The 24778-nt window shown below is 67.3% G+C and carries 28 protein-coding genes; 11 read left to right on the top strand and 17 right to left on the bottom strand.

Annotated elements, in window-relative coordinates:
* The 4 genes from BRW65_RS16235 to BRW65_RS16250 form a co-directional block, all read right to left on the bottom strand.
* A partial coding sequence (locus BRW65_RS16235; protein ID WP_244168109.1) for a C40 family peptidase occupies positions 1-427 on the bottom strand: 427 nt, incomplete at its 3' end.
* 144 nt (positions 428-571) lie between these two features.
* Positions 572-931, bottom strand: coding sequence for a hypothetical protein (locus BRW65_RS16240; protein WP_073876273.1), 360 nt, complete (start codon positions 929-931; stop codon positions 572-574).
* A gap of 104 nt (positions 932-1035) precedes the next feature.
* Positions 1036-1434 carry a VOC family protein gene (locus BRW65_RS16245; protein WP_073876275.1) on the bottom strand — a complete coding sequence of 133 codons (399 nt, stop codon included), beginning with the start codon at positions 1432-1434 and terminating at the stop codon, positions 1036-1038.
* A gap of 72 nt (positions 1435-1506) precedes the next feature.
* Positions 1507-1878, bottom strand: coding sequence for a hypothetical protein (locus tag BRW65_RS16250; protein WP_073876277.1), 372 nt, complete (start codon positions 1876-1878; stop codon positions 1507-1509).
* A 76-nt stretch (positions 1879-1954) separates the two neighbouring features.
* On the opposite strand from BRW65_RS16250, the gene BRW65_RS16255 reads away from it, so the two are divergent.
* A complete protein-coding gene (locus BRW65_RS16255; protein WP_073876279.1) occupies positions 1955-2449 on the top strand; it encodes a nitroreductase family deazaflavin-dependent oxidoreductase in 495 nt (164 codons plus the stop codon).
* A gap of 34 nt (positions 2450-2483) precedes the next feature.
* On the opposite strand, the gene BRW65_RS16260 is transcribed toward BRW65_RS16255, so the two are convergent.
* The 4 genes from BRW65_RS16260 to BRW65_RS16275 all read right to left on the bottom strand — a co-directional run bounded on the left by BRW65_RS16260 (position 2484) and on the right by BRW65_RS16275 (position 4752).
* Positions 2484-3035: a VOC family protein gene (locus BRW65_RS16260; RefSeq protein WP_073876281.1), complete on the bottom strand. Its 552-nt coding sequence runs from the start codon at positions 3033-3035 to the stop codon at positions 2484-2486.
* A gap of 93 nt (positions 3036-3128) precedes the next feature.
* Positions 3129-3602: an SRPBCC domain-containing protein gene (locus BRW65_RS16265; RefSeq protein WP_073876283.1), complete on the bottom strand. Its 474-nt coding sequence runs from the start codon at positions 3600-3602 to the stop codon at positions 3129-3131.
* Between the two features lie 63 nt (positions 3603-3665).
* A complete protein-coding gene (locus BRW65_RS16270; protein WP_073876285.1) occupies positions 3666-4094 on the bottom strand; it encodes a hypothetical protein in 429 nt (142 codons plus the stop codon).
* 79 nt (positions 4095-4173) lie between these two features.
* Positions 4174-4752 carry a dihydrofolate reductase family protein gene (locus tag BRW65_RS16275; RefSeq protein WP_073876287.1) on the bottom strand — a complete coding sequence of 193 codons (579 nt, stop codon included), beginning with the start codon at positions 4750-4752 and terminating at the stop codon, positions 4174-4176.
* A 119-nt stretch (positions 4753-4871) separates the two neighbouring features.
* Between BRW65_RS16275 and BRW65_RS16280 the strand changes: the two genes are divergently transcribed.
* Complete coding sequence (locus BRW65_RS16280) at positions 4872-5330, top strand: SRPBCC family protein (protein ID WP_073876289.1); 459 nt, start codon at positions 4872-4874, stop codon at positions 5328-5330.
* A gap of 18 nt (positions 5331-5348) precedes the next feature.
* On the opposite strand, the gene ychF is transcribed toward BRW65_RS16280, so the two are convergent.
* Entirely contained in the window at positions 5349-6446 is a 1098-nt protein-coding gene (gene ychF, locus BRW65_RS16285; protein ID WP_073876291.1) for a redox-regulated ATPase YchF, read from the bottom strand.
* Between the two features lie 141 nt (positions 6447-6587).
* On the opposite strand from ychF, the gene BRW65_RS16290 reads away from it, so the two are divergent.
* Positions 6588-7772 (top strand): DUF6542 domain-containing protein, encoded by a 1185-nt coding sequence (locus tag BRW65_RS16290; protein ID WP_208611825.1) that lies wholly within the window; start codon positions 6588-6590, stop codon positions 7770-7772.
* Positions 7773-7806: 34 nt separating this feature from the next.
* On the opposite strand, the gene BRW65_RS16295 is transcribed toward BRW65_RS16290, so the two are convergent.
* Positions 7807-8805, bottom strand: coding sequence for a 4-hydroxy-3-methylbut-2-enyl diphosphate reductase (locus tag BRW65_RS16295; protein WP_073876295.1), 999 nt, complete (start codon positions 8803-8805; stop codon positions 7807-7809).
* 89 nt (positions 8806-8894) lie between these two features.
* On the opposite strand from BRW65_RS16295, the gene BRW65_RS16300 reads away from it, so the two are divergent.
* The 5 genes from BRW65_RS16300 (at position 8895) to BRW65_RS16320 (ending at position 13367) form a co-directional block, all read left to right on the top strand.
* On the top strand, positions 8895-9482 hold the full coding sequence (locus tag BRW65_RS16300) for a lipid droplet-associated protein (RefSeq protein WP_073876297.1): 588 nt from the start codon (positions 8895-8897) through the stop codon (positions 9480-9482).
* The gene (xseA, locus tag BRW65_RS16305) at positions 9479-10729 is read left to right on the top strand and encodes an exodeoxyribonuclease VII large subunit (RefSeq protein ID WP_073876299.1); all 1251 of its coding nucleotides are present in this window, start codon (positions 9479-9481) and stop codon (positions 10727-10729) included. The genes BRW65_RS16300 and xseA overlap by 4 nt, the downstream gene beginning before the upstream one ends.
* A complete protein-coding gene (locus BRW65_RS16310; RefSeq protein ID WP_073876301.1) occupies positions 10719-10955 on the top strand; it encodes an exodeoxyribonuclease VII small subunit in 237 nt (78 codons plus the stop codon). Before xseA ends, BRW65_RS16310 begins: the two co-directional genes overlap by 11 nt.
* 62 nt (positions 10956-11017) lie before the next feature.
* A complete protein-coding gene (locus tag BRW65_RS16315) occupies positions 11018-12136 on the top strand; it encodes a 3-beta-hydroxysteroid dehydrogenase (RefSeq protein WP_073876303.1) in 1119 nt (372 codons plus the stop codon).
* Between the two features lie 85 nt (positions 12137-12221).
* The gene (locus BRW65_RS16320) at positions 12222-13367 is read left to right on the top strand and encodes an AI-2E family transporter (RefSeq protein WP_073876305.1); all 1146 of its coding nucleotides are present in this window, start codon (positions 12222-12224) and stop codon (positions 13365-13367) included.
* A gap of 9 nt (positions 13368-13376) precedes the next feature.
* Here BRW65_RS16320 and BRW65_RS16325 read toward each other — a convergent pair whose 3' ends face one another.
* The 3 genes from BRW65_RS16325 to BRW65_RS16335 are packed head-to-tail and all read right to left on the bottom strand — an operon-like array spanning position 13377 to position 16429.
* Positions 13377-14918: a carboxylesterase/lipase family protein gene (locus BRW65_RS16325; RefSeq protein WP_073876307.1), complete on the bottom strand. Its 1542-nt coding sequence runs from the start codon at positions 14916-14918 to the stop codon at positions 13377-13379.
* A gap of 13 nt (positions 14919-14931) precedes the next feature.
* Complete coding sequence (locus tag BRW65_RS16330) at positions 14932-15729, bottom strand: dienelactone hydrolase family protein (RefSeq protein WP_073876309.1); 798 nt, start codon at positions 15727-15729, stop codon at positions 14932-14934.
* Positions 15730-15742: 13 nt separating this feature from the next.
* Complete coding sequence (locus tag BRW65_RS16335) at positions 15743-16429, bottom strand: DUF4245 domain-containing protein (protein WP_073876311.1); 687 nt, start codon at positions 16427-16429, stop codon at positions 15743-15745.
* 55 nt (positions 16430-16484) lie between these two features.
* Between BRW65_RS16335 and glpX the strand changes: the two genes are divergently transcribed.
* The 3 genes from glpX to BRW65_RS16350 are packed head-to-tail and all read left to right on the top strand — an operon-like array spanning position 16485 to position 19897.
* A complete protein-coding gene (gene glpX, locus BRW65_RS16340) occupies positions 16485-17537 on the top strand; it encodes a class II fructose-bisphosphatase (RefSeq protein ID WP_208611827.1) in 1053 nt (350 codons plus the stop codon).
* 24 nt (positions 17538-17561) lie between these two features.
* Complete coding sequence (locus tag BRW65_RS16345; RefSeq protein ID WP_073876313.1) at positions 17562-18974, top strand: class II fumarate hydratase; 1413 nt, start codon at positions 17562-17564, stop codon at positions 18972-18974.
* 8 nt (positions 18975-18982) lie between these two features.
* On the top strand, positions 18983-19897 hold the full coding sequence (locus BRW65_RS16350) for a hypothetical protein (RefSeq protein WP_073876315.1): 915 nt from the start codon (positions 18983-18985) through the stop codon (positions 19895-19897).
* 15 nt (positions 19898-19912) lie between these two features.
* On the opposite strand, the gene BRW65_RS16355 is transcribed toward BRW65_RS16350, so the two are convergent.
* The 4 genes from BRW65_RS16355 to BRW65_RS16370 form a co-directional block, all read right to left on the bottom strand.
* Complete coding sequence (locus BRW65_RS16355) at positions 19913-21373, bottom strand: adenylate/guanylate cyclase domain-containing protein (RefSeq protein WP_084187851.1); 1461 nt, start codon at positions 21371-21373, stop codon at positions 19913-19915.
* Positions 21374-21458: 85 nt separating this feature from the next.
* Positions 21459-22334 (bottom strand): polysaccharide deacetylase family protein, encoded by an 876-nt coding sequence (locus tag BRW65_RS16360; protein ID WP_073876319.1) that lies wholly within the window; start codon positions 22332-22334, stop codon positions 21459-21461.
* A 41-nt stretch (positions 22335-22375) separates the two neighbouring features.
* Positions 22376-23677, bottom strand: a complete 1302-nt coding sequence (locus tag BRW65_RS16365; protein ID WP_073876321.1) for a PhoH family protein — start codon at positions 23675-23677, stop codon at positions 22376-22378.
* Positions 23678-23896: 219 nt separating this feature from the next.
* Complete coding sequence (locus BRW65_RS16370) at positions 23897-24724, bottom strand: acyl-ACP desaturase (protein WP_073876527.1); 828 nt, start codon at positions 24722-24724, stop codon at positions 23897-23899.
* Positions 24725-24778: the final 54 nt, after the last annotated feature.

A 24778-nucleotide genomic window follows, 5' to 3' on the forward strand; every position in this document is an offset into this window, starting at 1 on the left:
TGTCCGGCGGCGGGGGCGGCGCGTCCGGCGGAGGCGGAAGTGCGCCCTCGCCATCCGGCGGCATCGGCAGGAACATGTGGTGGGTGAACCCGGCCTGGTAGGCGCCCGCGCCGCCAATGTGCACGCCACCGCGCTCACCACTGGCGACCGGGGTGCCGTCCGGCAGCGTCGCGGCTGTGTGGCCGCCATTCCATCCGATCACGAGCGCGTTGGGAGCGGTCCCGTACTGGAAGCCCCGCGCCAACAACGCCGCTTCTTCGTTTCCGGTGTTGAACCGGTTGCCGAAGACTGGCCTGTCGGATGCTGCGTTGGCAACCCACGAAACGAGTCCTGAGCAATCCGTTCCGGCGGGAGAATCTCCACCCGGAATATAGGGCGTCCCCGAAACCTGATTAATCAATGACATCAATGTTGCAAGTACTACCATGGCCGGGGACGCTAGCAATAGCGGTTATTGTTCGCCAAAATTTGTGGCCTATGTCATTCGCAAAGCGGACAATGGCGTCCGCCGCACATTCAGCAAAACCACCTCGACAGCGGATCGCTTAACCAGCAAACATTTGCGTCTCGGCTAGGGGTACTCCGGGCCCCGCTCGGACTCCGCCATCTCGCGGTCGATGTTCGCCTGGTCTCGCTTCTCGGCGGCATCCGCCCGTTTCATCCGGTCGTCCTCGCGCCGCACCCGCTCGCGCTCGCGCTCAGCGGCTGAGCCCTCGCGCTCGTCGGCGCGCTGCTCCCGCTCGTCCGCCGCCCGTTCCCGGTCATCGGCGATTTCATCGCGCTTGTCAGCGACCCGATCTCGCCTGCCGGCCAGCCATTCGCGTCTCTTCAGCTCGCGCTCACGCTGTTCGACCGCATCCTCGCGCTCGTCGAGCGCGCGGGCCCGACGGCCGAGCTCATCGGCCGCGTCAGGGTCGTCCCCAGTGACCACGACTTACTTTAACGCCGCCAGGCCGGGCGCGCGCAAGTGCGTCGGAGCTGGCTGCGCGCCAACCAATTTGCTGCCGGCCCGGCATCGATTCGCTTGCGCAACAGTCACATTCCGAACTTGGCGCGGGCCTCGTCGTTCACCGGAGTGAACAGGTTGACGAGGTTCCCGTCCGGATCCCGAAAGAGCAGTGCGCGGTTTCCCCACGGCATGGTGGTCGGCTCGGTCACGACCTCCCCCACGTGCTCGCGCAGCCGCTCGAACTGCGCGTCGACGTCGTCGACCAGGAATTCCACGATGGCGCTGCGGTTGGCCGCGGGTTCGGCGGATCCGGCCGCGAACAGCGGCACGGTCTTGTCGCTGCCGATCGCCAGCGTGCCAACCGAAGTGGGGATCTCGGCGAAAAGCTCGTTGCCCCATACCGCGGGGACCTCGGTGACCGTCTCGTAGAAGTCGACGAGCCGGCGGACGTCGGCGGTGATGATGCGGGTGGAAACGAATTTCATGGGCCCTCCTGACTGCGGTGACGCGACGGAGGGCATGTTACGAACCCCCTCCGACAAGGAGGGTCGGGCCGACTAAGCCGGGGTCCAGATGCCGTTGTTCCAGAACCCCCAGTTGCCGGGCCCCGTCGGATTCCACATCAGCTTGGCCCCGGGCGCCCACGACGGTGGCGGTGGCGGTGGCGGCGCCCATATCGGTGCGGGCCCCCATGGTCCCGCGCCCGTCGGGAAACTTTGGCCCGCCGGGCCCTGCCAGTCGTGGCAGCGATTCCAATCCCAGTTGTAGACGTTGCCCCAGCTCGAATTCCATGGGTTGCCCGGGCACCAGTGCGAGGTCGGTGCCGCCTGAGCCTGGCCGCCGGCCAGCCCGAACCCCGACAACGCCAACGTGCAGCCCATCAAGGTTTGCCCGAACCGCCGGACACACGGCCTCACTCGTTTACCCATCCCTAAAGCATTTCCCCGGACCGGAATCCAAGCAAGCCCCAAACCCTGCCGCGAACGGCCCAAGTATCGTCGGGATATGCCGCTGAGGTACGTGGACCCGCACCAGCGGCGGGGCCCGCTGTATCGGGCAAGCGTTCGCTTCGGACGTTCGCGAGCGGGGCAGTTCATGGCCCGCCACATCGCCCGCCATACCGATCCGTACCTGTTCCGCCTCACCGGCGGGCGGATCAACATGGGCTCGATCATCAATGCGCCGCTCGTCACCACCGGCGCGAAGTCCGGTCAGAAGCGCGAGGTACAACTCACCTACTTCCACGACGGTCCCGACGTCATCCTGTTGGCCTCCAACTTCGGCGGCACCAAGCACCCGCAGTGGTATCACAACTTGAAGGCGCATCCGGACTGCGAATTCGGCGGCGAGCGCTTCACCGCGGGGCAGGTCACCGACCCCGACGAGTACGCCCGACTATTCGAGTTGGCCAACCGGATCTACTCGGGCTATGCCCACTACCGGGAGAAGGCGGCGCCCGCGGGCCGCGACATTCCGATCTTCCGCCTCAAGCCGCGCTAGCGCCGGTCCGGGCGAAAGTGGTGTCGCAGGGCGCTTACCGGGCAGGCAGTGTTCTCCTCGCCTGGAAGACAACGCCTGGCACTGTGTTCGCCAGATCTGGCCGACTTCGGGCGAAGGCACGAATCGCGCGATAGAACGACCAAACCTGGTAAGGCGTAGGGACTTTCGGGATCCACGCCAGCTCCCAGTGGATCCCGTTTATCGGGTCATCGAAGAACACGGCATAGTAGCCAGGCCAGTACTGCGGGTACTCCCTCGGCTCGTCAGTAACAGGGACATCCCGCCCGATCAAGAACTCACGATGGAAGCGGTCGACCTCTCCCCTGCTCCGGGCCCATAAAGCGATGTGGTTGATGCCGACCGCCTGGTCCCGGTGCGCCAGCTTCCCGCCGGTACGGGCAGGCTGGATGCCAATGTAGCTGTGCGGATCGGCACCACGCGTCATGTAGTACGTCGACTCGTACTCCATGTTCAGCGACGAGAAGCTGCTGTATCCAAGCCAACCGAACAACCCGTCATAGAACGCGACCGAATCGTCATAGTCCAGCACCGCGAACTCGACGTGACAAACCCCCCGCGACCGCATCAGGCCTCCTCAACACTGCTTACTACGCAATGTAGTGACCTCCGCTCGCACAGTGAAGCCTCGTCAGGTGTCCGGAACCCGACCACGTCACCGTCAACCCCGCGTTCCAGTCAGGTAGGCCGCCAGATTGGTCAACGACGACCGCAGACCCTTGACGTGATCGTCCGCGGAGATGCCCGGTGGGACATCATCGGCGCGGATGTCGACGCGGGTGCTGTCGGCGCCCACCGCTGTGACCGCCCACGTCATGGTCATCGTCCCGGTATACGCGGGTTCATCGGATTCGAAGTCGACGGCCTGCACGACCCGATCGTCGGGCACGACCTCGACGAACCGGACATCCACGACGTCCGAGTCGGTGGTTGACTTGCCACCCGACTCGGGCGGCTCGGCGTAGGTCAGCCTCATCCGGTAGGACCCTCCGGGGCGGGCGTCGAAATGTTCGAACTTTCCTGACATCCCCTGCGGTGGAAGCCATTCGACGAGTGCCCGCGGTTCCACCAGCGCGCTGTAAACCCGACTCAGCGGAGCGGCAATCACCAACGAGGCGGTGTCGGTTCGTCCCATGACGCCAGTGTTCCCGCTAGGGCTTGAACTTGAACTCAACGACGGCCCGGTTTGCCAATGCGACTACTGCTGTCCCTCCAGCAGGTGGGCATACGGGTCGTCTTCGCCACCAACGGATTCCGGCATCGGGTAGTAGGTCTTGATGAGCAGGTTCCCGTCGTCGTCCCATGCGAATGTTTCGATGCTGTGCGCCATTCCCACGTTCGGTTCGGTACCAAAGTGGTTCTCGCACACCCATGCCATTTCGTTCCCGTTGACCTGCACAGTGATCATCTTGATCTTGAGGATCGGCTGGAACATGTCGAAGGCATCCGACGTGGCGGCCGCGAAGCCATGTTTCTCCTCGGTGCCGACCGGGTCGAACATGCGAACCTCGCCGGGGCAGATGGTGCGCCACGATTCCACCCACTCGTCTTTCTTGCCCGCGTTCCATAGATCGGCGTGCTTGGACGCGTGCGCCAGGCGAGCCTTCCGGCTCGGCACCTTGCTCATCTCTGCCAACTCCGTTCCGGTCAACGTGACGGTTAGGATAGCTGGACACCTGTCCAGCCGGAAGCGGATAGTTCTTCAGTCACCGAGCAACGTCTCGGCGAGACAGGTAGCGCAGGTGAGCGGTGCCGTCGTCGAACAGGCTGTGACCGGCGAGGCTCAGATCCTGGCGCACGCCCCCAGGCAGGGCACGTAGGCCCGCACCCACCATCTTCGGCACCACGAAGAACTGGAACTCGTCGATCAGGCCAGCTCGGATGGCGGCGGCCGCGGTGGTGGGCCCGAAGATCTCGACTACGCCCTCGGCCTGCGCGACGATCCGCTTCAATTCGGCCAAGGGCAGATCGGGTACCAGACGGACACGGTCCGACTCGACCTCCTCGCGCGTCAGCGTCGACGAAACCACCACTTTGTGGATGCCCCGCCAGCGCTGGGCGAACTCCCGTTCCGCCGCGGCCCACTCTTCGGCCTCTGGATCGGTCTCCCAGTACTTCATCAGCGCGAAAGTCTTCCGCCCTAAGACTTCGGTCGACACCCGAGCCATGCGATCGACATGCTCGGCGAACACCGGATCGCTCGGGGCCGACCACTGGAAGTCGCCGCTGCCGTCGGCAACGTAGCCGTCGAGAGACACCGTCGCGGTGTAACAAAGGATTCCCACGGTATTAGAGACCTGCGTTATCAGCAGAACTCATCGAGCCGTAGACATTGAACGGAATTCGACCACGTCGCCGTGAAGCAGGAGGAGAAACTGGGGCAGAACACCGTATCTTGTCAGCTATGCCCAAGGTAACGGCATCGGTCGTCATCGCACAGCCCCCACAAACGGTTTGGGACTACATCATCCGACCGGATAACTTGTCGATCATCTTGCCCGGGATCGTCTCTGTTGATGCAGGTAAGGAACCTCCGTACGCCCCAGGTGATGTGTGGCATGGAGTAAGCCGGTCATTCGGGATCACCAATAGATGGACCGGCGTCTTTACGCGTGTTGACATGCCCGAGGTGATGGAGATGGAGATAACAGAATCTAAGTTTCCCTTCGCCACGATCGATACGTTGGAGGAGGTGCCTGAAGGTACTCGCTACACCTTCCGGGTCGTCGGGGAGCCGGCTATCAGAGGTCCCCTAGGTCGGCTGTTGGATGCCGTCATGTCCGCGGCGTTCAAGCGGGCGCTCGTCAAAAGCCTTGCACAGCTTCCGGCGCAAATCGACGCAGCGGTGCGGGAGAAGCACTGACCAGTCGGGGCATCAGAGCTATGCCTTGGCTTTCGATGTAGACGTCGATCCAAACCGAAACTCCACCACGTCGCCGTCGGCCATGACGTAGTCCTTGCCTTCCATCCGGACCTTGCCGGCCGCCTTGGCCGCCGCCATGGAGCCGGCGGCGATCAGGTCGTCGTAGGACACGATCTCGGCCTTGATGAAGCCCTTTTCGAAGTCGGTGTGGATCACCCCGGCCGCCTTCGGTGCGGTGTCGCCTTGGTGAATCACCCACGCGCGCGCCTCTTTTGGGCCCGCGGTGAGGAAGGTCTGCAGCTTGAGGGTGTGAAAGCCAGCGCGGGCCAGCGCGTCGAGCCCCCGTTCGGTCTGCCCTATGGACTCCAGCAGTTCGGCGGCCGACTCGTCGTCGAGCTCGTTCAATTCCGCTTCGATGGCCGCGTCCAGGAACACCGCGTCGGCGGGCGCCACCAGCCGGCGCAGCTCGGCGACCCGCGCCCCGTCGGTCAGCACCGCCTCGTCGGCGTTGAAGACATACAGAAACGGCTTGGTGGTCAACAGGTTCAGCTCTCGCAGCAGCGACGCGTCGGCCCCGGCACCGAACAGTGTCGTGCCGCCGTTCAACGTCTCCTGGGCGGCCGCCGCCGCGTCGTACACCGGCCTGCGCTCCTTGCTGGTGCGGGCCTCTTTCTCCAGCCTCGGCAGTGCACGCTCCAGGGTTTGCAGGTCGGCCAGGATCAGCTCGGTCTCCACGACCTCGATGTCGGATCTGGGATCCACCTGCCCGGCCACGTGGGTCACATCGTCGTCGGAGAACACCCGGACCACCTGGCAGATGGCGTCACATTCGCGGATGTGGGCCAGGAACTTGTTGCCCAGGCCCGCCCCCTCCGACGCGCCTTTGACCAAGCCGGCGATGTCGACGAACGTCACAGGCGCCGGCACGATGCGCTCGGACCCGAACAGCTCGGCCAGCTTGTCCAGTCGCGGATCGGGCAGCGGAACGACGCCTTCGTTCGGCTCGATCGTCGCGAACGGATAGTTGGCCGCCACCACGTCGTTGCGGGTCAGCGCGTTGAACAGGGTCGACTTGCCGACGTTGGGCAGACCCACGATTCCCAGGCTCAAGCTCACAGGGACCCAAGTCTAGGGGTCGGCGGCCACGTGGGTTGCCGTGGACCTTTCGAGCGCTTCCCAGGCCCCGGGGCGTGGCGCGCCCGGGATCGCTACAAGGTATTTACGGGGCTTTCGGCCCATTGCCGGTACGGTCGACATGTGTCAGGACAGCGGGCAACATCGACGGTGGAAGCCTCCCACCGGTCGATCCACCCAAATATCCCAGGTGTGCCGTGGTATGCCGCCCTGCTCCTCGCCGTCACCGCCACCGCGATCGGGTACGGAATTGACGCCGGCCACAAGGAGCTGACCCACGTCTTCGCCGGCTTCTATATAGCCGGCTGCGTGGCGGCGGTGCTCGCGGTCCGCCAGGACGGGCTGTTCACCGCGATCATCCAGCCCCCACTGATACTTTTCTGCGCGGTGCCCGGCGCGTACTGGTTGTTCCACGACGCCAAGGTCGGCCATCTCAAAGATCTGCTGATCAACTGCGGCTATCCATTGATCGAGCGCTTCCCGCTGATGCTGGGAACCGCCGGCATCGTGCTGTTGATCGGGCTGGTCAGGTGGTACTTCGGCATGTCACAGCGGCCCGCCGCGGAATCGCCCACCACCGACAAAGCGGCATCCACCGATTCCAAGTCCGTCCTCGGCGGCCTCTCCGCCAAACTGCAATCGCTCCTCCGCCCGGAAGGCGGGGAGGACGACGCCGACGAGGCAGCGCCCGCCAAGGCGCGACGCAGCCGAGGGGCAAGTTCGTCCGCCCAGGCCCGCCGGACGGCCCGCGGCGAACGGTCCGCCGCCCGCTCCGCCCGCGCCCATTCCCGGCGCACTCGGGAATCGCTCGCCGACGCGGGCGAACCGGGCGAGCGGCGCAGCCGGAAAACCTCGGCGGCCGCCCGGGACTACGACGCCGCGGAATCGCCCCGCCGGTCGCGCCGCCGCCCCAGGCCGGCGGCGGATGGGGACCCACGTGGCCAATCACCCCGTGAGGGCCGCCGGGAGCCGCGCACCCGGCGCAACCCCTACGAGCCGCCTTACGAGCGGCCCGCGCCGCGGAGCAGCCGTTTCGATGGCGCGGACAGGTACGGGGACCCCTTCGACCAGCCCGGGGAGCAGTTCGGCCGTTTGGACAGCTACGACCGCTATGAGCCGGCGTACGAGCCGAGGCGACGCCGCCCCGCGCCGAACGGCAGTGGTGGAACGCACCACCCCATCTCGCAGGTGCGCTACCGGGGGGCGGGCGACGAGCCCGCGGCCGAGCGTCGGCCGGAACGCCGGAACGGCTCACGGGCCTATGGCCGGCCTCAGCGACCCCCGACGGAATGGGAATACGACGGCTGAGCGCCCTCCGGCGCCCGCGTTCTCAGAGCAGTTCTCAGAGCAGTGAGCGGATCTCGCGCGGCAGGGCGAATACCAGGGTCTCCTGCGCCGTCGTGACGGGCTGCACCACGCCGTAGCCGTAATCGGCCAGCCGCTCCAGCACACCGCGCACCAGGACCTCGGGGACCGACGCACCGGACGTCACGCCCACGGTGGTCACCCCTTCCAGCCACGCCGGGTCGATGTCGTCAGCCCAGTCGACCAGGTGGGCGGCCGCCGCGCCGCCGCCGAGCGCCACCTCGACTAGCCGCACCGAGTTCGACGAATTCCGCGACCCGACGACGATCACGAGCTGGCACTCGGGAGCCATCGCCTTGACGGCGACCTGGCGGTTCTGCGTCGCGTAGCAAATGTCGTCGCTGGGCGGATCCTGCAGCTTGGGGAACCGCTGCCGCAGCCGGTCGACGATTTCCATCGTCTCGTCGACCGACAGCGTGGTCTGTGAGAGCCAGACCACCTTGTTCTCGTCGCGCACCGTCACGTTGTCCACGGCCGCGACCCCATCCACCAGCTGCACGTGGTCGGGGGCCTCGCCGGAGGTTCCGATGACCTCCTCGTGGCCCTCGTGGCCGATCAGCAGGATGTCGTAGTCATTGCGCGCGAATCGCCTGGCCTCGTTGTGCACCTTGGTCACCAGCGGGCAGGTGGCGTCGATGGTGTGCAGGTTACGTTCGGCGGCCGCGGCGTACACCGTCGGCGCCACGCCGTGTGCGGAGAACACCACGATGGACCCCTCGGGCACCTCGTCGGTCTCCTCGACGAACACGGCGCCGGCCTGCTCCAGCGTGTTCACCACGTGCCGGTTGTGCACAATCTCGTGGCGCACATACACCGGGGCGCCGTGCTTTTCCAGCGCACGTTCGACCGTCTCAACGGCCCGGTCCACGCCCGCGCAGTAACCACGCGGCTCGGCCAGAAGCACTCGCTTGCGGGCTGGATCGCTGGCTACCGAGCTGGACGCACCGGGAATCCCCATGTCAACAGTCGGCGGCATGACACCAGGGTACGTTCTGCCGGCACGGGCCTGCCAGCTCGCGCCGGTGGGCTTGGAGTTAGCGGTCGCTTTAAGGCAATCTTGGACCCATGGCTACTGCACCGTATGGAGTTCGGCTACTGGTCGGCGCGGCGACAGTCGCCGTCGAGGAGACCATGAAGCTGCCGAAAACCATCCTGATGTACCCCATGACGTTGGCCAGTCAGGCGGCGCACCTCGTGATGCGATTTCAGCAGAACCTCGCCGAGTTGGCGATCAAGGGCGACAGCACCTTGGAGAACATCTTTCCGCCCAAGGACGAGCAGCCGGAATGGGCGACGTTCGACGAGGACCTGCCCGCCGCGGTCGAAGCGCCCGGCCCGGCCGAGGGCGGTGTCGGCGAAGGCGATCGCCGTACCGAGGGGCGGTTCGCGCTGTACTCGCTCGCCGACGCCGCGTCCGATGCCGCCCCCCTGAAACAGGGCAGGAAACCCTCGGACGGGCCGTCGGTTCCGCAACCGTCGGTGGTGGCCGAGCTGGACTATGCGGCGCTGACGCTGGCTCAGCTGCGGGCCCGCCTGCAGTCGCTGAGCGTCGACGAACTCGAAGCCCTGCTGGCCTACGAGCAGGCCACCAAGGCCCGCGCGCCTTTTCAGACGCTGCTGGCCAACAGGATCACCCGCGCGAACGCGAAGTGACCCCGGCCGCACAGTCCGAACCGAACTCCGCCGAGAACCCGTTTCCGGTGCGCGCGGTGGCCATTCGCGTCGCGGGCTGGATCGACAAGCTCGGCACGGTATGGGTCGAGGGGCAGCTGGCCCAGATCAGCGCGCGGCCCGACTCCAAGACGGTGTTCATGGTGTTGCGTGACCCGGCCGCCGACATGTCGCTGACGGTGACCTGTTCGCGCGACCTGGTGGCCAACGCGCCGGTGAAGTTGGCCGAGGGCACGCAGGTGGTCGTTTGCGGAAAGCCGTCGTTCTATACCGGTCGCGGCACATTCTCGTTGCGGCTCAGCGAGATTCGCGCCGTCGGCGTGGGCGAGCTGTTGGCGCGCATCGATCGGCTGCGTCGGCTGCTGGACGCAGAAGGACTCTTCGATCCGCGGCTCAAACGGCCAATCCCGTTCCTGCCCAACATGATCGGCCTCATTACTGGCCGGGCCAGCGCCGCCGAACGCGACGTGACGACGGTGGCCACCGGACGCTGGCCCGGGGTCCGGTTCGCGGTGCGCAACACCGCGGTCCAGGGCCCCAACGCGGTGGCGCAGATCGTCGAGGCGCTGTACGAGCTCGACCGCCACGTCGAGGTCGACGTCATCGTGGTGGCCCGCGGCGGTGGCAGCGTGGAGGACTTGCTGCCGTTCTCCGACGAGACGCTGTGCCGCGCCATCGCGGCGTGCCGCACCCCGGTGATCAGCGCCGTCGGCCACGAACCCGACAACCCGCTTTGCGACCTGGTCGCCGACCTGCGTGCCGCCACCCCCACCGACGCGGCCAAGAAGGTGGTTCCCGACACCGCCGCCGAACTCCGGCTGATCGAGGACCTGCGCCGGCGAAGCGCGCAGGCGCTGCGCAGCTGGGTGTCTCGCGAACAACGCGCGCTGGCCCAAGTCCGCAGCCGGCCGGTGCTCGCCGAGCCGCTGACGGCACTGAGGGCGCGCGCCGACGAGATCCACCGCGCCCGGTCGGCGATCCGCCGCGACGTCACCCGCCTGGCCGCCGCCGAGACCGAGCGCGTCGGCCACTTGAGCGCTCGCCTGGCGACGCTGGGCCCCGCGGCGACGCTGGCCCGCGGCTACGCGGTGGTGCAGGCGATGCCCGACTCGGGGCCCCCGATGGTGCTGCGGTCGGTCTCCGGCGCGCCGCCGGGCAGCCGACTGCGGGTGCGGGTTGCCGACGGCGCGATCGCCGCGGTGAGCGAAGGGCAGACCGATGGCCGCTGAAGACGAGCAGTCAGTTACGCCTATTAGTCAGCTCGGGTACGAGGCGTGCCGGGATGAGCTGATCGAAGTGGTGCGCCTCCTGGAGCAGGGCGGCCTGGACCTGGATGCGTCGCTGAAGCTGTGGGAAAGGGGCGAAGAGCTGGCGAAGAGATGTGAAGAGCATTTAGCTGGCGCCCGCAAGCGCATCGAGGATGCCCTGGCGGCCGGTCAGGCGGACGACGCCTGAATCGGACCACTCTACGGAAACCGAAACCATGAACCTTTTCGAAATTGGAACACGTTTCAGTTATGCTTCGGCCCATGGCTGATGCAGCACTGACCACCGAACTCGGCCGCGTCCTGGTCACCGGCGGCTCCGGCTTCGTCGGTGCCAATCTGGTCACCACCCTCCTGGACCGTGGGTACCGGGTGCGTTCGTTCGACCGCGCGCCGTCGCCGCTTCCCCAGCACCCGCAGCTGGAGGTGCTCGAGGGCGACATCACCGACACCGCGGTCTGCGCCCAGGCGGTGGACGGCATCGACACCGTCTTCCACACCGCGGCCATCATCGAGCTGATGGGCGGTGCGTCGGTGACCGACGCGTACCGGCAGCGCAGCTTCGCGGTGAACGTGGGCGGCACCGAGAACCTCGTGCACGCCGGGCAAGCGGCCGGGGTGAAGCGATTCGTCTACACGTCGTCCAACAGCGTCGTGATGGGCGGCCAGAACATTCCCGGCGGCGACGAGACGCTGCCCTACACCACCCGGTTCAACGACCTCTACACCGAGACCAAGGTGGTAGCGGAGCGGTTCGTGCTGTCGCAGAACGGCATTGACGGCATGCTGACGTGTGCGATTCGGCCCAGCGGGATCTGGGGGCGCGGCGATCAGACGATGTTCCGCAAACTCTTCGAAAGCGTGATCGCCGGCCACGTCAAGGTGCTGATCGGCCGCAAATCGGCCCGCCTGGATAACTCGTACGTGCACAACCTGATTCACGGTTTCATCCTGGCAGCCCAGCACCTCGTCCCCGGCGGCACGGCGCCGGGTCAGGCCTACTTCATCAACGACGGCGAACCGATCAACATGTTCGAATTCGCCCGGCCGGTGGTCGAGGCCTGCGGCGTGAACTGGCCCCGGGTGCGGGTGAACGGCCCGATGGTCCGGGTGGCGATGACCGGTTGGCAGCGGCTGCATTTCCGCTTCGGCATCCCGGCGCCGCTCCTCGAGCCGCTGGCCGTCGAGCGCCTCTATCTGGACAACTACTTCTCCATCGACAAGGCCCGGCGCGACCTCGGATACGAGCCGTTGTTCACCACCGACAAGGCCCTGTCCGAATGCCTGCCCTACTACGTCGACATGTTCCAGCGCATGAAAAACCAAGCGGAGGTTGAATCCCCGAAGCCGGCGGCCCGCGGCCGGCAGTGAACCCGGTTGCGCGGACGCTGACGAGAGCACCGCGCCGGGGCTAAGGTTCCCTCAGCGGCGACGACGCGGAGGGCGGCCCGGTGGCATGAATACCGAATTCACGCTCAACCAGAAGCGTGCCCTGGCGATCCTGACGGCGATCGCCCTGCTGTTCGGGGCGTACTTCCTGCGTAACTACTTCGTGCTGATCGTTGTGGCCGCGGTGGGCGCCTACCTCTTCACACCGCTGTACAACTGGTTCGGCAGGCGGCTGGGCACCGGATTGGCGGCGACCTGCACCCTGTTGTGCGCGCTGGTCATCGTCATCGTGCCGGTCACCCTCCTGGTGCTCCTGGCGATCGTTCAGATCTCGCGCATGATCGACAGCATCACCGATTGGGTCAAATCGACGGACCTCAGCGGGCTTGGCGACCGCACGCTGCACGCGGTGAACGAACTGCTGTCCCGGGTTCCCTTCGCGCACATGACGATAACGACGGAGAACCTGCGCAAGGCGATGGTCACGGTGGGTCGCAATGCCGGCGAGTGGGCCCTGCACTTCCTGCAGGGCGCCGTCGGCGGTATCGCCGGCGCGGTCACGTCGGCCATCATCTTCCTGTACGTCTTCGTCGCGCTGCTGGTGCACCGCGAGCGCGTGCGGAAGTTGATCGCCCAGCTCAATCCCCTCGGCGACGAGGTCACGGATCTTTACCTGGCCAAAGCCGGAGGAATGGTGCGCGGCACCGTCAGTGGCCAGTTCGTGATAGCGCTGTGCCAAGGCGTCGCGGGGGCCGCGTCCATCTATGTCGCCGGCTTTCACCACGGATTCTTCATCTTCGCGGTGCTGCTGACCGCGTTGTCGATCATTCCGCTGGGCGGCGGGATCGTGACCATCCCCTTCGGCATCGGAATGATCTTCTACGGCAACATCGCCGGCGGCGCGTTCGTCGTGCTCTGGCACCTCGTCGTGGTCACCAACATCGACAACTTCCTGCGCCCGATCCTCGTTCCGCGGGACGCCCGGCTGAACCCGGCGCTGATGCTGCTGTCGGTATTTTCGGGCATAGCCATGTTCGGGCCCTGGGGCATCGTCATCGGGCCCGTGTTGATGATCCTCATCGTCACCACCGTCGAGGTGTATCTGATGGTGTTCAAGGGGACCGAACCGGACCCGCCCGAGGCCCCGCCCGCCCGCCGCAATTGGCTTCGCCGGCAGGCGAAGTCGCGCGCCGCGCAGTCAGGCGCGGTCTGATGACGGCACCTACCGGAAACCCACCATCTGGCTGCCCCACGCGGCGCGGATCTTCCCGTCGACGTCCTGCGCGACGGTGTCGCTCCCGTCGATGATGAGGCAAGCCCGGTCGTCCTCCCGGTAGGGCCTCCACTCCGGCTCGCCGGCCGGGCCCGCCGGCGTCGACCGCGCCGCGAAGTTGATCCACCGGGCTCGCATTCGCTTGGAAACCGCCTTTGCAGTCCTGCTGCCGCCCAGTTTCAGCGTCGGATCCTTCGGCGCCCCGAGATTGCCCCAGACGTAAGGCAATTCGGTGGCGTGGGCCGCGTTGACCAACAGCAGCTTCAGCAGCGGGGTCGCATAATCGAACCGGTACAGGTACACCGGTGCCACGTGGGCGTGGCCCTCGGCCAGCCAGACCGACGGCATCCGGAACCCGACGTCGGTGGCGATGCTCAAACTCCTTGCCCTGCGCCGCAACCGCGAATAGGCCGATCCAATCTGCTCGTCGGTCGGCAATTGCAGGTCCGGTTGTTCGGCCGCGATCTGGTCGAACATCGACGTGATCGCGCGGGGCGTGATCGGCATCAGCCGCGAACGCATCAGCCGGAAGAGCGCCGCCTCGTGCTTGTTGGTCCCGATGACCAACGGGACCGGAAGCGAGCGGCCCTCTTGCACGCGCTTGACCGGGTAGTCGTCCAGCAAGTCGCCGTCGATGATCGGAACGAACGCGAGGAGGCCGGGATTACGCACGGGCACTTCGTCGAAGACCTCTTGGGACGCGGCAAGCAGCACGGCGGTGGGCACGTCGGGCAACCGGTTCGCGTCGACGTCAAGCCTGTCGAGGACCGTTTCGGCCACGCGTTCAGCCCTGCGCCGGTCGTATACCGATGTGGCCGGTGAGCTCTGGGCGATCGCACGGGCGAACAGTCCCTCGGCGGACGGGCTGGCGAGCAGGGTCGTCACGATCCCCGCGCCCGCGGATTCGCCGAACAGCGTCACGTTGCGGGGATCGCCGCCGAAAGCCGCGATGTTGTCGCGCACCCAACTCAGTGCCGCCAGTACGTCGCGCAGCCCGACGTTGGAGTCGAACCGCCGCCGCGACGAGCTAAACGACGACAGGTCCATGAACCCGAGGGCTCCCACCCGGTAGTTGAGAGTGACCACGATGACCTCGCCGTCGCCGGCCAGCCGTCGGCCGTCGTAGAGCGCCTGGCTGCCCGATCCCAGGACGTAGGCGCCCCCGTGTAGCCACACCATCACCGGCTTTCCGTCACCCGGCTGCGTGCCGGACGACGCCCAGACGTTCAGCCGCAGGCAGTCTTCGCCCTGCGGCGCGCCCAGGTCGAGCGGCATGTTGGGGAAGACCGGCTGCGGGCAGGCCGGCCCGTAGCGGGTGGCGTCGGCGACCTCGGTCCACCGCTCGGGGGGTTGCGGCGCCCGGAAGCGCAGGGCGCCGACGGGCGGGGCGGCGTACCGGATGCCCTTCCACGAGCTCACGCGGCCGTCATCGGCGCCGCGGACGGGGCCGAAGGTGGTTTCCACCACCCGGTCACTGGTCGTAGTCGTCATCGTGTGGGCTTTCCTAACCAAGGCGCTGGGTCAGGAACTCGACCACCCGCTTGCGGGCCTCGTATGCCGGCTGGCCGTCGACCTCACGAACCTCGGTGGTCAGCACCGAGTGAGCTGACTTCCCGAATCCGTATTCATTGCCCTGGCTCGAGTCGATCTCTATCACCTCGAAAGCGTCGCCCAGTCGCTCCTTGAGCACCGCGAACCGTTCAGCGGGCACCACCGAGTCCTCGCTGAACCGTAAACCCAAGGCGCACAAGCCCTCGTTGGCGGCGCGACCTGCGACGGTGGCCAGTTCGGATTCGCTCAGGCCGGGATCGCGCCGCCGCGCGCGGCCCAGCGGCAGCGGCACCGACGGCTGGGAAAGCACCGGAGCCAGGACGCTGTCGTCGACCGCGGCGGCCAACGCGAAGCCGCCGGTGAAGCACTGGCCGATGACGCCGACGCCCTTGCCCGGAGTCGACGCGTTGAGATCACGAGCCAGCGCGCGCAGGAACAGCGACACCGGCCGCTGCTTGTTGGTCGCAAACGCGGCGAATTCCTTTGCCACACAGGCCCGTGCGAGGCTTGTCACGATGGAACCGGTCGTCTTGGCCCTGCCTGGCACGCCGAACAGAGACGGGATGACGACGGTGAACCCGTTGTCCACCAGATGATTACCCAGACCCAGGACCTCAAGATGGATGCCGGGGATCTCGGGAATCAAGACCACGCCGGGGCCGGTGCCCTTGCGGTAGACGTCATGGGTGTAGCCGCCACCGGTGAACGGCGCCACCGACCATCCGGACAGATCCGCTTGGGGTGCAGTCACGCTCGGCCTTTCTTCAGCGTGCCGGTAACGGCGGTTGCGATTGCGTCGCCGAAGCCAGCGTACGGAATTGATCGGTGTCACCGGCACCGGTTATCGCAATTTGGGTGGCCCCGGACGGTCCGGCGAGCCGGGTGGTCCACACCGGCTCGGCGTCCGCCCCGCTCTGGCCGCCGCCGTTGTAGACGACCCAGGTGGTGCCGGCGACGTCGACCGTCCCGGCGGGATAGGCCGATGGGTGAATCGAGCCCACCAGTTTGTCCTCGTCGGCGTTGCTCTGGGTCAGGCTCAGATACATCCCGGTGGGGCTGATGTAGCCGACGATCGAGGTGGCCGCGTTGACCCGCTGACCGGTCGAGGGGTCGGCGCGGCCGCCTTGGATCCCGCCCCGGCCGCCCGAGTTTGCCTGCCAGCCCCCCGGCAGCTTGGGCAGCCGGATCGAGAAGCCCAGGGTCGCGGCGTCCGCCCGCAGCGCCCCCGACGCGTCGTAGGACGGCACCGCGCCCTGGTGGCTGCCGGGCTGGAACGAGCACATGCCCACCAGGCCGGCCAACAAGATGCAGCCGAGCACCAACGGCATCAGCGACCACAACATGTCGCGGCCGTCCTGCAGCAACCGCGGTTTGGCCGGCCTGGCAGCGGGTCGGGCCGCCGGGGCCGGCTCGCCGGCTACCTCGGCATTCAGCGGCGGCTCTTCGGTCATCCCCCGAGTATCCCAGTTCCGGCAGACCGATCCGCTTCTGGGACAATCACCAACCATGACAGTTGAGGGCGACCGCCCCGCCGGGCGGCCACGTGGTGAAGCCCCGGACCGCAACCTGGCATTGGAACTGGTGCGCGTGACCGAGGCCGGGGCCATGGCCGCCGGCCGCTGGGTGGGCCGCGGCGACAAAGAGGGCGGCGACGGCGCGGCCGTCGACGCCATCCGCGAGCTGGTCAACACCGTGTCGATGCGCGGCGTGGTGGTGATCGGCGAGGGCGAGAAGGACCACGCGCCGATGCTCTACAACGGCGAGGAGGTCGGCAACGGCGACGGGCCCGACTGCGACTTCGCCGTCGACCCGGTGGACGGCACCACCCTGATGAGCAAGGGCATGCCCAACGCCATCTCCGTGCTCGCCGTGGCCGACCGCGGCGCGATGTTCGACCCGTCGGCGGTGTTCTACATGAACAAGATCGCCGTCGGTCCCGAGGCCGCCAACGTGCTGGACATCACCGCCCCGATCGCCGAGAACATCAAGGCCGTCGCCAAGGTCAAAGCCCTGTCGGTGCGCGACATGACGGTCTGCATCCTGGACCGGCCGCGGCACGCGCAGCTGATCGAAGACGTCAGGCTGACCGGCGCCCGCATCCGGCTGATCACAGACGGCGATGTCGCGGGCGCGATCTCCGCCTGCCGTCCGAACTCGGGCACCGACATGCTGGCCGGCATCGGCGGCACGCCGGAGGGCATCATCGCCGCCGCAGCGATCCGCTGCATGGGCGGCGCCATCCAGGCGCAACTGGCGCCCATTGACGACGCCGAGCGCCGCAAGGCGCTGGACGCCGGCTACGACCTGGACCAGATACTGACCACCGAGGACCTGGTCTCCGGCGAGAACGTCTTCTTCTGCGCCACCGGGGTCACCAACGGCGACCTGCTCAAGGGCGTGCAGTACTACCCGGGCGGCTGCACCACGCAGTCGATCGTGATGCGGTCGAAGTCGGGCACCGTGCGCATGATCGAGGCCTACCACCGGCTCTCGAAGCTCAACGAGTACTCCGCCATCGACTTCACCGGCGACAGCACTGCCGCCTATCCCCTGCCCTGACCGAAAACCAGCGAGGACTGCTATATGGCCGATAGCGCCAACGACACCGAATACCGCATCGAACACGACACCATGGGCGAGGTCCGGGTGCCCGCAAAAGCGTTGTGGCGCGCGCAAACCCAGCGCGCGGTGGAGAACTTCCCCATTTCGGGCCGTGGCCTCGAGCGCGCCCAGATCCGCGCGCTGGGCCTGCTGAAGGGCGCCTGCGCGCAGGTCAACAAAGATCTCGGGCTGCTGGCACCGGAGAAGGCGGACGCGATCATCGCGGCGGCGGCCGAGATCGCCGACGGCCAGCACGACGACCAGTTCCCCATCGACGTCTTCCAGACCGGTTCGGGCACCAGCTCCAACATGAACACCAACGAGGTGATCGCGAGCATCGCGGCTAAAAACGGTGTCAAGGTGCACCCCAACGACGACGTGAACATGTCGCAGTCGTCCAACGACACCTTCCCGACCGCCACCCACATCGCGGCGACCGAGGCCGCGGTGCGCCACCTGATCCCGGCGCTCGAGGTGCTGCACGAAGCCCTGCAGAGCAAGGCGCGCGAGTGGCAGACGGTCGTCAAGTCGGGCCGCACGCACCTGATGGATGCCGTCCCGGTGACCCTCGGTCAGGAGTTCAGCGGCTACGCCCGCCAGATCGAGGCGGGCATCGAGCGGGTGCGCGCCACGCTGCCGCGCCTGGGCGAACTGGCGATCGGCGGCACCGCGGTGGGCACCGGCCTCAACGCCCCCGACGGCTTCGGCGCCAAGGTGGTCGAGACGTTGATCGCGTCCACCGGCCTGAACGAATTGCGCACGGCCACCAACTCGTTCGAGGCCCAGGCGGCGCGCGACGGCCTGGTCGAGGCGTCCGGCGCGCTGCGAACCATCGCGGTGTCCTTGACCAAGATCGCCAACGACATCCGCTGGATGGGCTCGGGCCCGCTGACCGGTCTGGCCGAGATCCAGCTGCCCGACCTGCAGCCAGGTAGCTCGATCATGCCGGGCAAGGTGAACCCCGTTCTGCCCGAAGCAGTTACGCAGGTGGCCGCGCAGGTGATCGGCAACGACGCCGCGGTCGCCGTCGGCGGCTTGTCGGGCGCCTTCGAGCTCAACGTCTACATCCCGATGATGGCCCGCAACATCTTGGAGTCGTTCAAGCTGCTGACCAATGTGTCGAGGCTGTTCGCGGAGCGCTGCATCGTCGGCCTGAAGGCCAACGTCGACCACCTGCGGGAGCTGGCCGAGTCGTCGCCGTCCATCGTGACGCCGTTGAACTCGGCGATCGGCTACGAGGAGGCCGCCGCGGTGGCCAAGCAGGCCCTAAAGGAGCGCAAGACGATCCGCCAGACCGTGATCGACCGCGGCCTGATCGGGGACAAGCTCTCGGAAGAAGAACTGGACCGCCGCCTCGATGTCTTGGCGATGGCCAAGGTCAAGCCGGCGAAGTAGGTGCATCGATGACGGCTCCCCCCGGCGGCCCCTACGGTCAGGGGCCCTACGGAAATCCCTATGGGCAGCAACCCTATTGGGGCGGCCCGCCGCAAGGCGGCCCGCAACCGTACCCGCCGACCGGCCCCTACCAGTACCCGCCTCAGGCGTATCCGCAACCGGGACAGCCATTCCCGCCCGGCCCGTATCCGCCGGGACCGCCACCGAGTGGACCCGGCTCGAAGCTGCCCTGGCTGATCATCGGTGGGCTCGTGATCCTTGCCGTCATCGCGCTGGTGGCGACCTTGATCGTGATGCGGGGCGGCAGCCACGGCACATCCCCCACCACCGCTGCGCCGTCGACGTCCACCAGCACCAGCAGCCAACCGAGGGGCCAGCAGACCGCCACCGATTGCACCCCGAACGTGTCCGGTGGTGAGATTCCGCGGACCGACTCGATCGCCGCCGGCAAGCTGTCGTTCCCGGCCAGCTCGGTGCCGCCCAATTGGACGGTGTTCTCCGACGACCAGAACCCAAACCTGATCGGCGCCGTCGGTGTCGCCCAGGAAGTGCCCGGGGCCAGCCAGTGGATGATGACGGCCGAGGTCGGCGTCACCAACTTCGTCAGCAGCATGGACGTCAGCGCGCAGGCGTCGAAGTTGTTGCAGTGCGTCGCCAACGGGCCCGGCTACGCGAACGCACAGCCCACACTCGGCCCGGCGAAGTCCTCGTCGATCACCGTCGACGGAACCAAGGCCGCCCGCGTCGACGCCGACATCACGATCGCCGACACCAGCCGCAACGTCAAGGGCGACTCCGTCACCGTGATCACCGTCGACACCAAACCGGTCACCGCCTTCATCGGCAGCACCCCGATCGGTGACGCCGCGTCGGCGGCCATCATGGGCAAGATCATCGCCGCGCTCAAGGTCAACAAGTCCTGACGCGCCTTCCGGGCCCTAGGTCGACGCGGGCGCCGAGACCTGGGTGGCTTCGGAGCGTCCCCGCAGGACGGTGGAATAACACTCGGCCCAATGCGTCTGCTCGGCTTCCCCGGCCCGCTCGATTGCCCCCGCCGCGCACAGGATCCGACGGTCGGCGGTCTTGGCGAGGTCGGCCAATCGCGCGGCCTCGTTGACCGCATCGCCGATCACCGTGTACTCGTACCGGTTCTCGGCGCCGATGTTGCCGGCGAAGACACGGCCCGCCGAGACGCCGATGCCGAAATCCACCGGCAGACGGCGCAATTGGGTGCCGAGGGCGCGGGCGGTCGCGAGCGCGGCCGACGCCGGCTCGCTGATGGACAACGGCACTCCGAACACGGCCAGCGCGGCATCCCCCGCGAATTTGTTGATCAGCCCGTTGTGTTCGTCGACGGCGTCGACGACGATGCGGAAGAAATCGTTGAGCACTTCGGCGACTTCTTGTGGCGGAAGGCTTTCCGTCAGCTGCGTCGAGCCCACCAGGTCGATGTAGAGAACCGCCGCCTCGACCACGTCTCCCGACAGCGAAGCGCCCTCGTTGATGGCGCGCTGGGCCACGTCCGCCCCGACGTGGCGCCCGAACAGGTCGCGCAGCCGGTCGCGCTCGGCCAACCCGGCCACCATGCGATTGAAACCCGTTTGCAGCCGCCCGATCTGGGAGCGTTCGTAGACCCCGACATAGGTTTCCATGTGGCCGTGCTCGACCTCCGCCATCGCGTCGACGACCTCGCCGAGCGGATCGGAGATGGAGCGCGAGGTCAAGATCATAATCGGGAACCCGAGCACCAGCGCCGCCAGCGACACCATCAGGACCACCACGTCCAGCGACGTGGACTTCTCGATCAGCCAGCCGTACGAGCGCAGGACGACCAGCGTCGCGATCACCCCGATGGGAAACGCGCTGCACAGAAACCACAGCAGGACCAGCCGGGCGTACACGCCCGGCACGGCCATCCGCGGCTCGCAGCCCAGCGTGGCGGCGCGCATGATCGGCCGCAGGACACGCTGCGCCAGCAGCATCGCCGTGCCGGCGGCGGCCGGCCCGCCCAGCAGGACGCCCAGCGCGATGGGCAACAGCAGCTGCGCGCCGCCACCCAGGTTCAGCAACATGAAGATGCCGCCGCTCACCGCCCAGGCCCCGAACAGGATCGTCGACTGCCGCCCCGGCAGCTTCATCGCGGCTTCCCGCTGCGCCTGGTCGGGCTCGACGCCGGCGACATACCAGCGCAGCGTCGGGGCCGCGCTCAGCATCCCGGCCACCGCGATGCCGATGGTGCCCAACAGGACGAGCACCACGACCGCCGCCGTGTTGGTTTGCGCGAAGTCGGAGGCGGCGCCGACGGACACGTGGCCCCGCAGCGGGATCAGGATGGCGGCCGCCTCGCCGACGGCCAGGACGTAGGACAGCGCGAGGTATGCTCCGTATTCAATCGCCAACCGGCGGAAGGACTTTCGCTGCCCCACCGCTCGGGGACGCCGACTATTCCGGAGCCAGGTGGCCGCGCGCGCCCCCGAGCCTGGCCTAGGCACCGTTGTTCGGCCCGCCCGAGTTCTGGCCCGGGATATCGGTGATCGGGAAGTTGGGCATCGGCTTGGGCGACGGCGTGTTCGGCAGGGTGGGAATGTCGCTCGCCGGGATGTCGTGCAGCTGGTTGACGGGTGGCCCGTTATCGCGGCTGCCGTAGCTGCTACCGGGCGCCCGCGGGCCGAGCAGCTCGCTGACCGTCACCATCCGGTAGCCGTTGGCCTTGAGCACCGGAAGGAACTGGTAGACCAAATCGACTGTGCTCGAGTAGGTGTTGTGGAACAACACCACCGAACCCGGCTTGATGTACGTCATCAGCATGTAGCGCGTCGCCGCCGTGTTCGAATCATTGGCCCAATCGAATGGGATAACGTCCCACAGGATTTCGGCGAGGCCGAACTTCGCCGCGGTCTGCCGGACGGCGTCGGTGGACAGCCCGCCCGCGGGGCGGTACAACGTCGGCGTTCGCCCCGTCGCGGCGGTGATCGCGTCGTTGGCCTTGGCGAATTGCGGGGCGATGTCGTCCGGCGGGATGGTCGCCATGTTGGGGTGCTCCCACGTGTGACTGCCGATCTCCATCCCCGCATCGGCGATCCGCTTGGCGCCCGCGGGGTTGGCCGCGACCTTGTTGCCGATCAGGAAGAAGGTCGCCTTCGCGTCGTTGTCCTTCAAAACTTGCAGCAGTCGCTCGTCGAACGGCCCGGGCCCGTCGTCGAACGTCAGCGCGACGCACTTGACCACCGAGCAACTCAGGTTGTCGGCGCGGGTCACATGGCCGGTCAGCCCGCCGATGACCAGCACCGCGACGGCCGCGACGACACCGACCACCATGCGCCCGTAGCGCCAGGCCTGGTTGTCGGGTCGTTTCGGCACCGTCGAAGTTTATCGAACGCGTGGCCAGCCGAAATGCGCCGTCACTGCGGGCCGGCGATCTCCTCGAGCATCTCGGTGACCAGCGCGGCGATCGGCGACCGCTCGCTGCGCAGCAGCGTGATGTGGGCGAACAGCGGGTGCCCCTTGAGCTTCTCGATCACCGCGGCGACCCCGTCATGCCGGCCGACCCGCAGGTTGTCGCGCTGGGCGATGTCGTGCGTCAGCACCACCCGCGACCCGGCCCCCAGCCTGGACAGGACCGTCAGCAGGACGTTGCGCTCCAAGGACTGGGCCTCGTCGACGATCACGAACGAGTCGTGCAGTGACCGGCCCCGGATGTGGGTCAGCGGCAGCACCTCGAGCATGCCCCGGGAGAGCACTTCCTCGAGCACGGCGGGGCTGGCCAGCCCTTCGAGCGTGTCGAAGACGGCCTGCGCCCAGGGCCCCATCTTTTCGCTCTCGCTGCCGGGCAGGTAGCCCAGCTCTTGGCCACCGACGGCGTAGAGCGGGCGGAAGACCACCACCTTGCGCTGGGTCCGCCGTTCTAGCACCGCTTCCAGACCGGCGCACAGCGCCAGCGCCGACTTGCCGGTGCCCGCCTTGCCGCCCAGCGACACGATGCCCACCGACTCGTCGAGCAGCAGATCGAGCGCCACGCGCTGCTCGGCGGACCGGCCGCGTAGGCCGAACGCCTCGCGGTCGCCGCGTACCAGCTGGACACGCTTGTCCGCGTTGACCCGGCCCAGCGCGTGCGAGCTTCCGCCGAGCAGCCGAATGCCGGTGTGGCAGGGCAGGTCCCGGGCTTCAGCCAGGTCTATCTCGCCCTCGGCGAACAGCCCGTCGATGTCCTCGGCGGCGGTCTCGATCTCGCGCATCCCCGACCAGCCGGAGGCCACCACGTCCTGCGCGTGATACTCGTCGGCGGCCAGGCCGACCGCTGCGGCCTTCACGCGAAGCGGAATGTCCTTGCTCACCAACGTGACTCGTTTGCCCTCGGCGGCGAGGTTGGCGGCGCAACTCAAGATCCGGCAGTCGTTGTTGTCGCTGCGGAAACCGGCGGGCAGTACCGCTGGATCTGTGTGGTTGAGCTCAACGTGAAGTGTACCGCCTTGTGCCCCAACGGGAATGGGCTGATCGAGACGTCCGTGCACGAGCCGGAGATCGTCGAACAGCCGCAACGCCTGGCGGGCGAACCACCCCAGCTCGTGGTGATGCCGTTTGGCCTCCAGTTCGCTGATCACCACCAGCGGGACCACCACCTCGTGCTCGGCGAACCGGCTACAGGCCCAGGGGTCGGACAGCAGCACGGAGGTGTCGATCACGTAGGTCCGGATTTCGGTCACGTAGCGCTCCTCGAGCGGGATAAGCCCGCGCGGACCCGCGCAGGCATGTCGGCGGGAACTGCGACACCAGGACCGGGGCCGGTCCTTCCGATGCGATCACGGGAGGTGCCGCCCTGGCAGCTGAGCATGACGCTGACCATCGAGAACGACGCTACTCTCGTCGCCGCTTTGCAGCAGCGCAGGCGCGCCGACGTCTAGGCGGTCAGGCGCGAGAATCGGCTAGCCGATGACGAACTGCTTGAGGGCGGGCTCGTCGGCCACACCCCATGCGGTGATGCGGTCCGAGATCGCCTGCCGCAGCTGCTGCTGGTCGAAGATGCCCGCCTCGGCGACGTTGCGCAGCTTGTCCTGGTAGGCGTCGATGTCCGCGCCGGGCACCTGCAGGTCGGCGGCGCGGGCCGCGATGGCGGCGATCGTCTCGTCGCGGGTGTATTGCAGGCAGTGCTCGACGAGGTTGGAGAAGAACAGTTCGTGCCTCCGCTCGTCACGCGCGATGCGGTCGATCAGCCCGGCCAGGATGGGCTCTTCGAGCTTCGCGGCCAGGTTCTCGCAGAAGACGGCGTAGGTGCGCTCGGAGAGCGCCATGTACACCAGGGTTTCCACCTGCGTGTAGGTGTCCGCGCGGTAGCCCTTCATGACGTACTGGACCCGGGCCTCCTCGTTGGCGGTCGGGTCGACCTCGCGGGTGACCACCAGGTATTCGCGCAGCGCGATGGCGTGCAGGTGCTCCTCTGCGGTCCACCGGCCCAGCCAGCGACCCCACCAGTCTTCGAGGATGAAGTGCTCGACGAGCTCGCGGTGGTGCCCGGCCAGGTTGTCCTTGAGCAGCAGCAGGATCTCGCACGCGTCCGTGTACTCGCGCGGCAGCGTCGCGTCGGACGGCTCCCAGTCGCGTCCACCGAGGAAGGCGAAGTTCTCGCCCCGGTCGAACGGTACGTAGTCGTGGGCGAACCAAAGTTCCTCGGTGTTGAGATGGCGGTCCATGTTGGCCTCGCACACCGGTTCGAGTTCCAGAGTCAGCGCGTTAGCTACAGGTTTCTGTGCCATGCGGTTACTGTAACTCGCGTACACAGGTTCGTGAAATCGCCCGGCCCGTGTCGT

It is taken from the genome of Mycobacterium paraffinicum (assembly GCF_001907675.1).
GTDB lineage: Bacteria > Actinomycetota > Actinomycetes > Mycobacteriales > Mycobacteriaceae > Mycobacterium > Mycobacterium paraffinicum_A.

Excerpts from the sequence above, each read along its gene's own strand:
- BRW65_RS16350 (WP_073876315.1), top strand. The coding sequence starts at position 18,983 with ATGACGGCTCCCCCCGGCGGCCCCTACGGTCAGGGGCCCTACGGAAAT.
- BRW65_RS16280 (WP_073876289.1), top strand. The coding sequence starts at position 4,872 with ATGCCCAAGGTAACGGCATCGGTCGTCATCGCACAGCCCCCACAAACG.
- glpX (WP_208611827.1), top strand. The coding sequence starts at position 16,485 with ATGACAGTTGAGGGCGACCGCCCCGCCGGGCGGCCACGTGGTGAAGCC.
- BRW65_RS16310 (WP_073876301.1), top strand. The coding sequence starts at position 10,719 with ATGGCCGCTGAAGACGAGCAGTCAGTTACGCCTATTAGTCAGCTCGGG.
- BRW65_RS16245 (WP_073876275.1), bottom strand. The coding sequence starts at position 1,434 with ATGAAATTCGTTTCCACCCGCATCATCACCGCCGACGTCCGCCGGCTC.
- BRW65_RS16335 (WP_073876311.1), bottom strand. The coding sequence starts at position 16,429 with ATGACCGAAGAGCCGCCGCTGAATGCCGAGGTAGCCGGCGAGCCGGCC.
- BRW65_RS16260 (WP_073876281.1), bottom strand. The coding sequence starts at position 3,035 with ATGCGGTCGCGGGGGGTTTGTCACGTCGAGTTCGCGGTGCTGGACTAT.
- BRW65_RS16300 (WP_073876297.1), top strand. The coding sequence starts at position 8,895 with ATGGCTACTGCACCGTATGGAGTTCGGCTACTGGTCGGCGCGGCGACA.
- BRW65_RS16315 (WP_073876303.1), top strand. The coding sequence starts at position 11,018 with ATGCTTCGGCCCATGGCTGATGCAGCACTGACCACCGAACTCGGCCGC.
- BRW65_RS16320 (WP_073876305.1), top strand. The coding sequence starts at position 12,222 with ATGAATACCGAATTCACGCTCAACCAGAAGCGTGCCCTGGCGATCCTG.
- BRW65_RS16295 (WP_073876295.1), bottom strand. The coding sequence starts at position 8,805 with ATGCCGCCGACTGTTGACATGGGGATTCCCGGTGCGTCCAGCTCGGTA.
- BRW65_RS16325 (WP_073876307.1), bottom strand. The coding sequence starts at position 14,918 with ATGACGACTACGACCAGTGACCGGGTGGTGGAAACCACCTTCGGCCCC.
- BRW65_RS16345 (WP_073876313.1), top strand. The coding sequence starts at position 17,562 with ATGGCCGATAGCGCCAACGACACCGAATACCGCATCGAACACGACACC.
- BRW65_RS16255 (WP_073876279.1), top strand. The coding sequence starts at position 1,955 with ATGCCGCTGAGGTACGTGGACCCGCACCAGCGGCGGGGCCCGCTGTAT.
- BRW65_RS16250 (WP_073876277.1), bottom strand. The coding sequence starts at position 1,878 with ATGGGTAAACGAGTGAGGCCGTGTGTCCGGCGGTTCGGGCAAACCTTG.
- BRW65_RS16370 (WP_073876527.1), bottom strand. The coding sequence starts at position 24,724 with ATGGCACAGAAACCTGTAGCTAACGCGCTGACTCTGGAACTCGAACCG.
- BRW65_RS16265 (WP_073876283.1), bottom strand. The coding sequence starts at position 3,602 with ATGGGACGAACCGACACCGCCTCGTTGGTGATTGCCGCTCCGCTGAGT.
- BRW65_RS16270 (WP_073876285.1), bottom strand. The coding sequence starts at position 4,094 with ATGAGCAAGGTGCCGAGCCGGAAGGCTCGCCTGGCGCACGCGTCCAAG.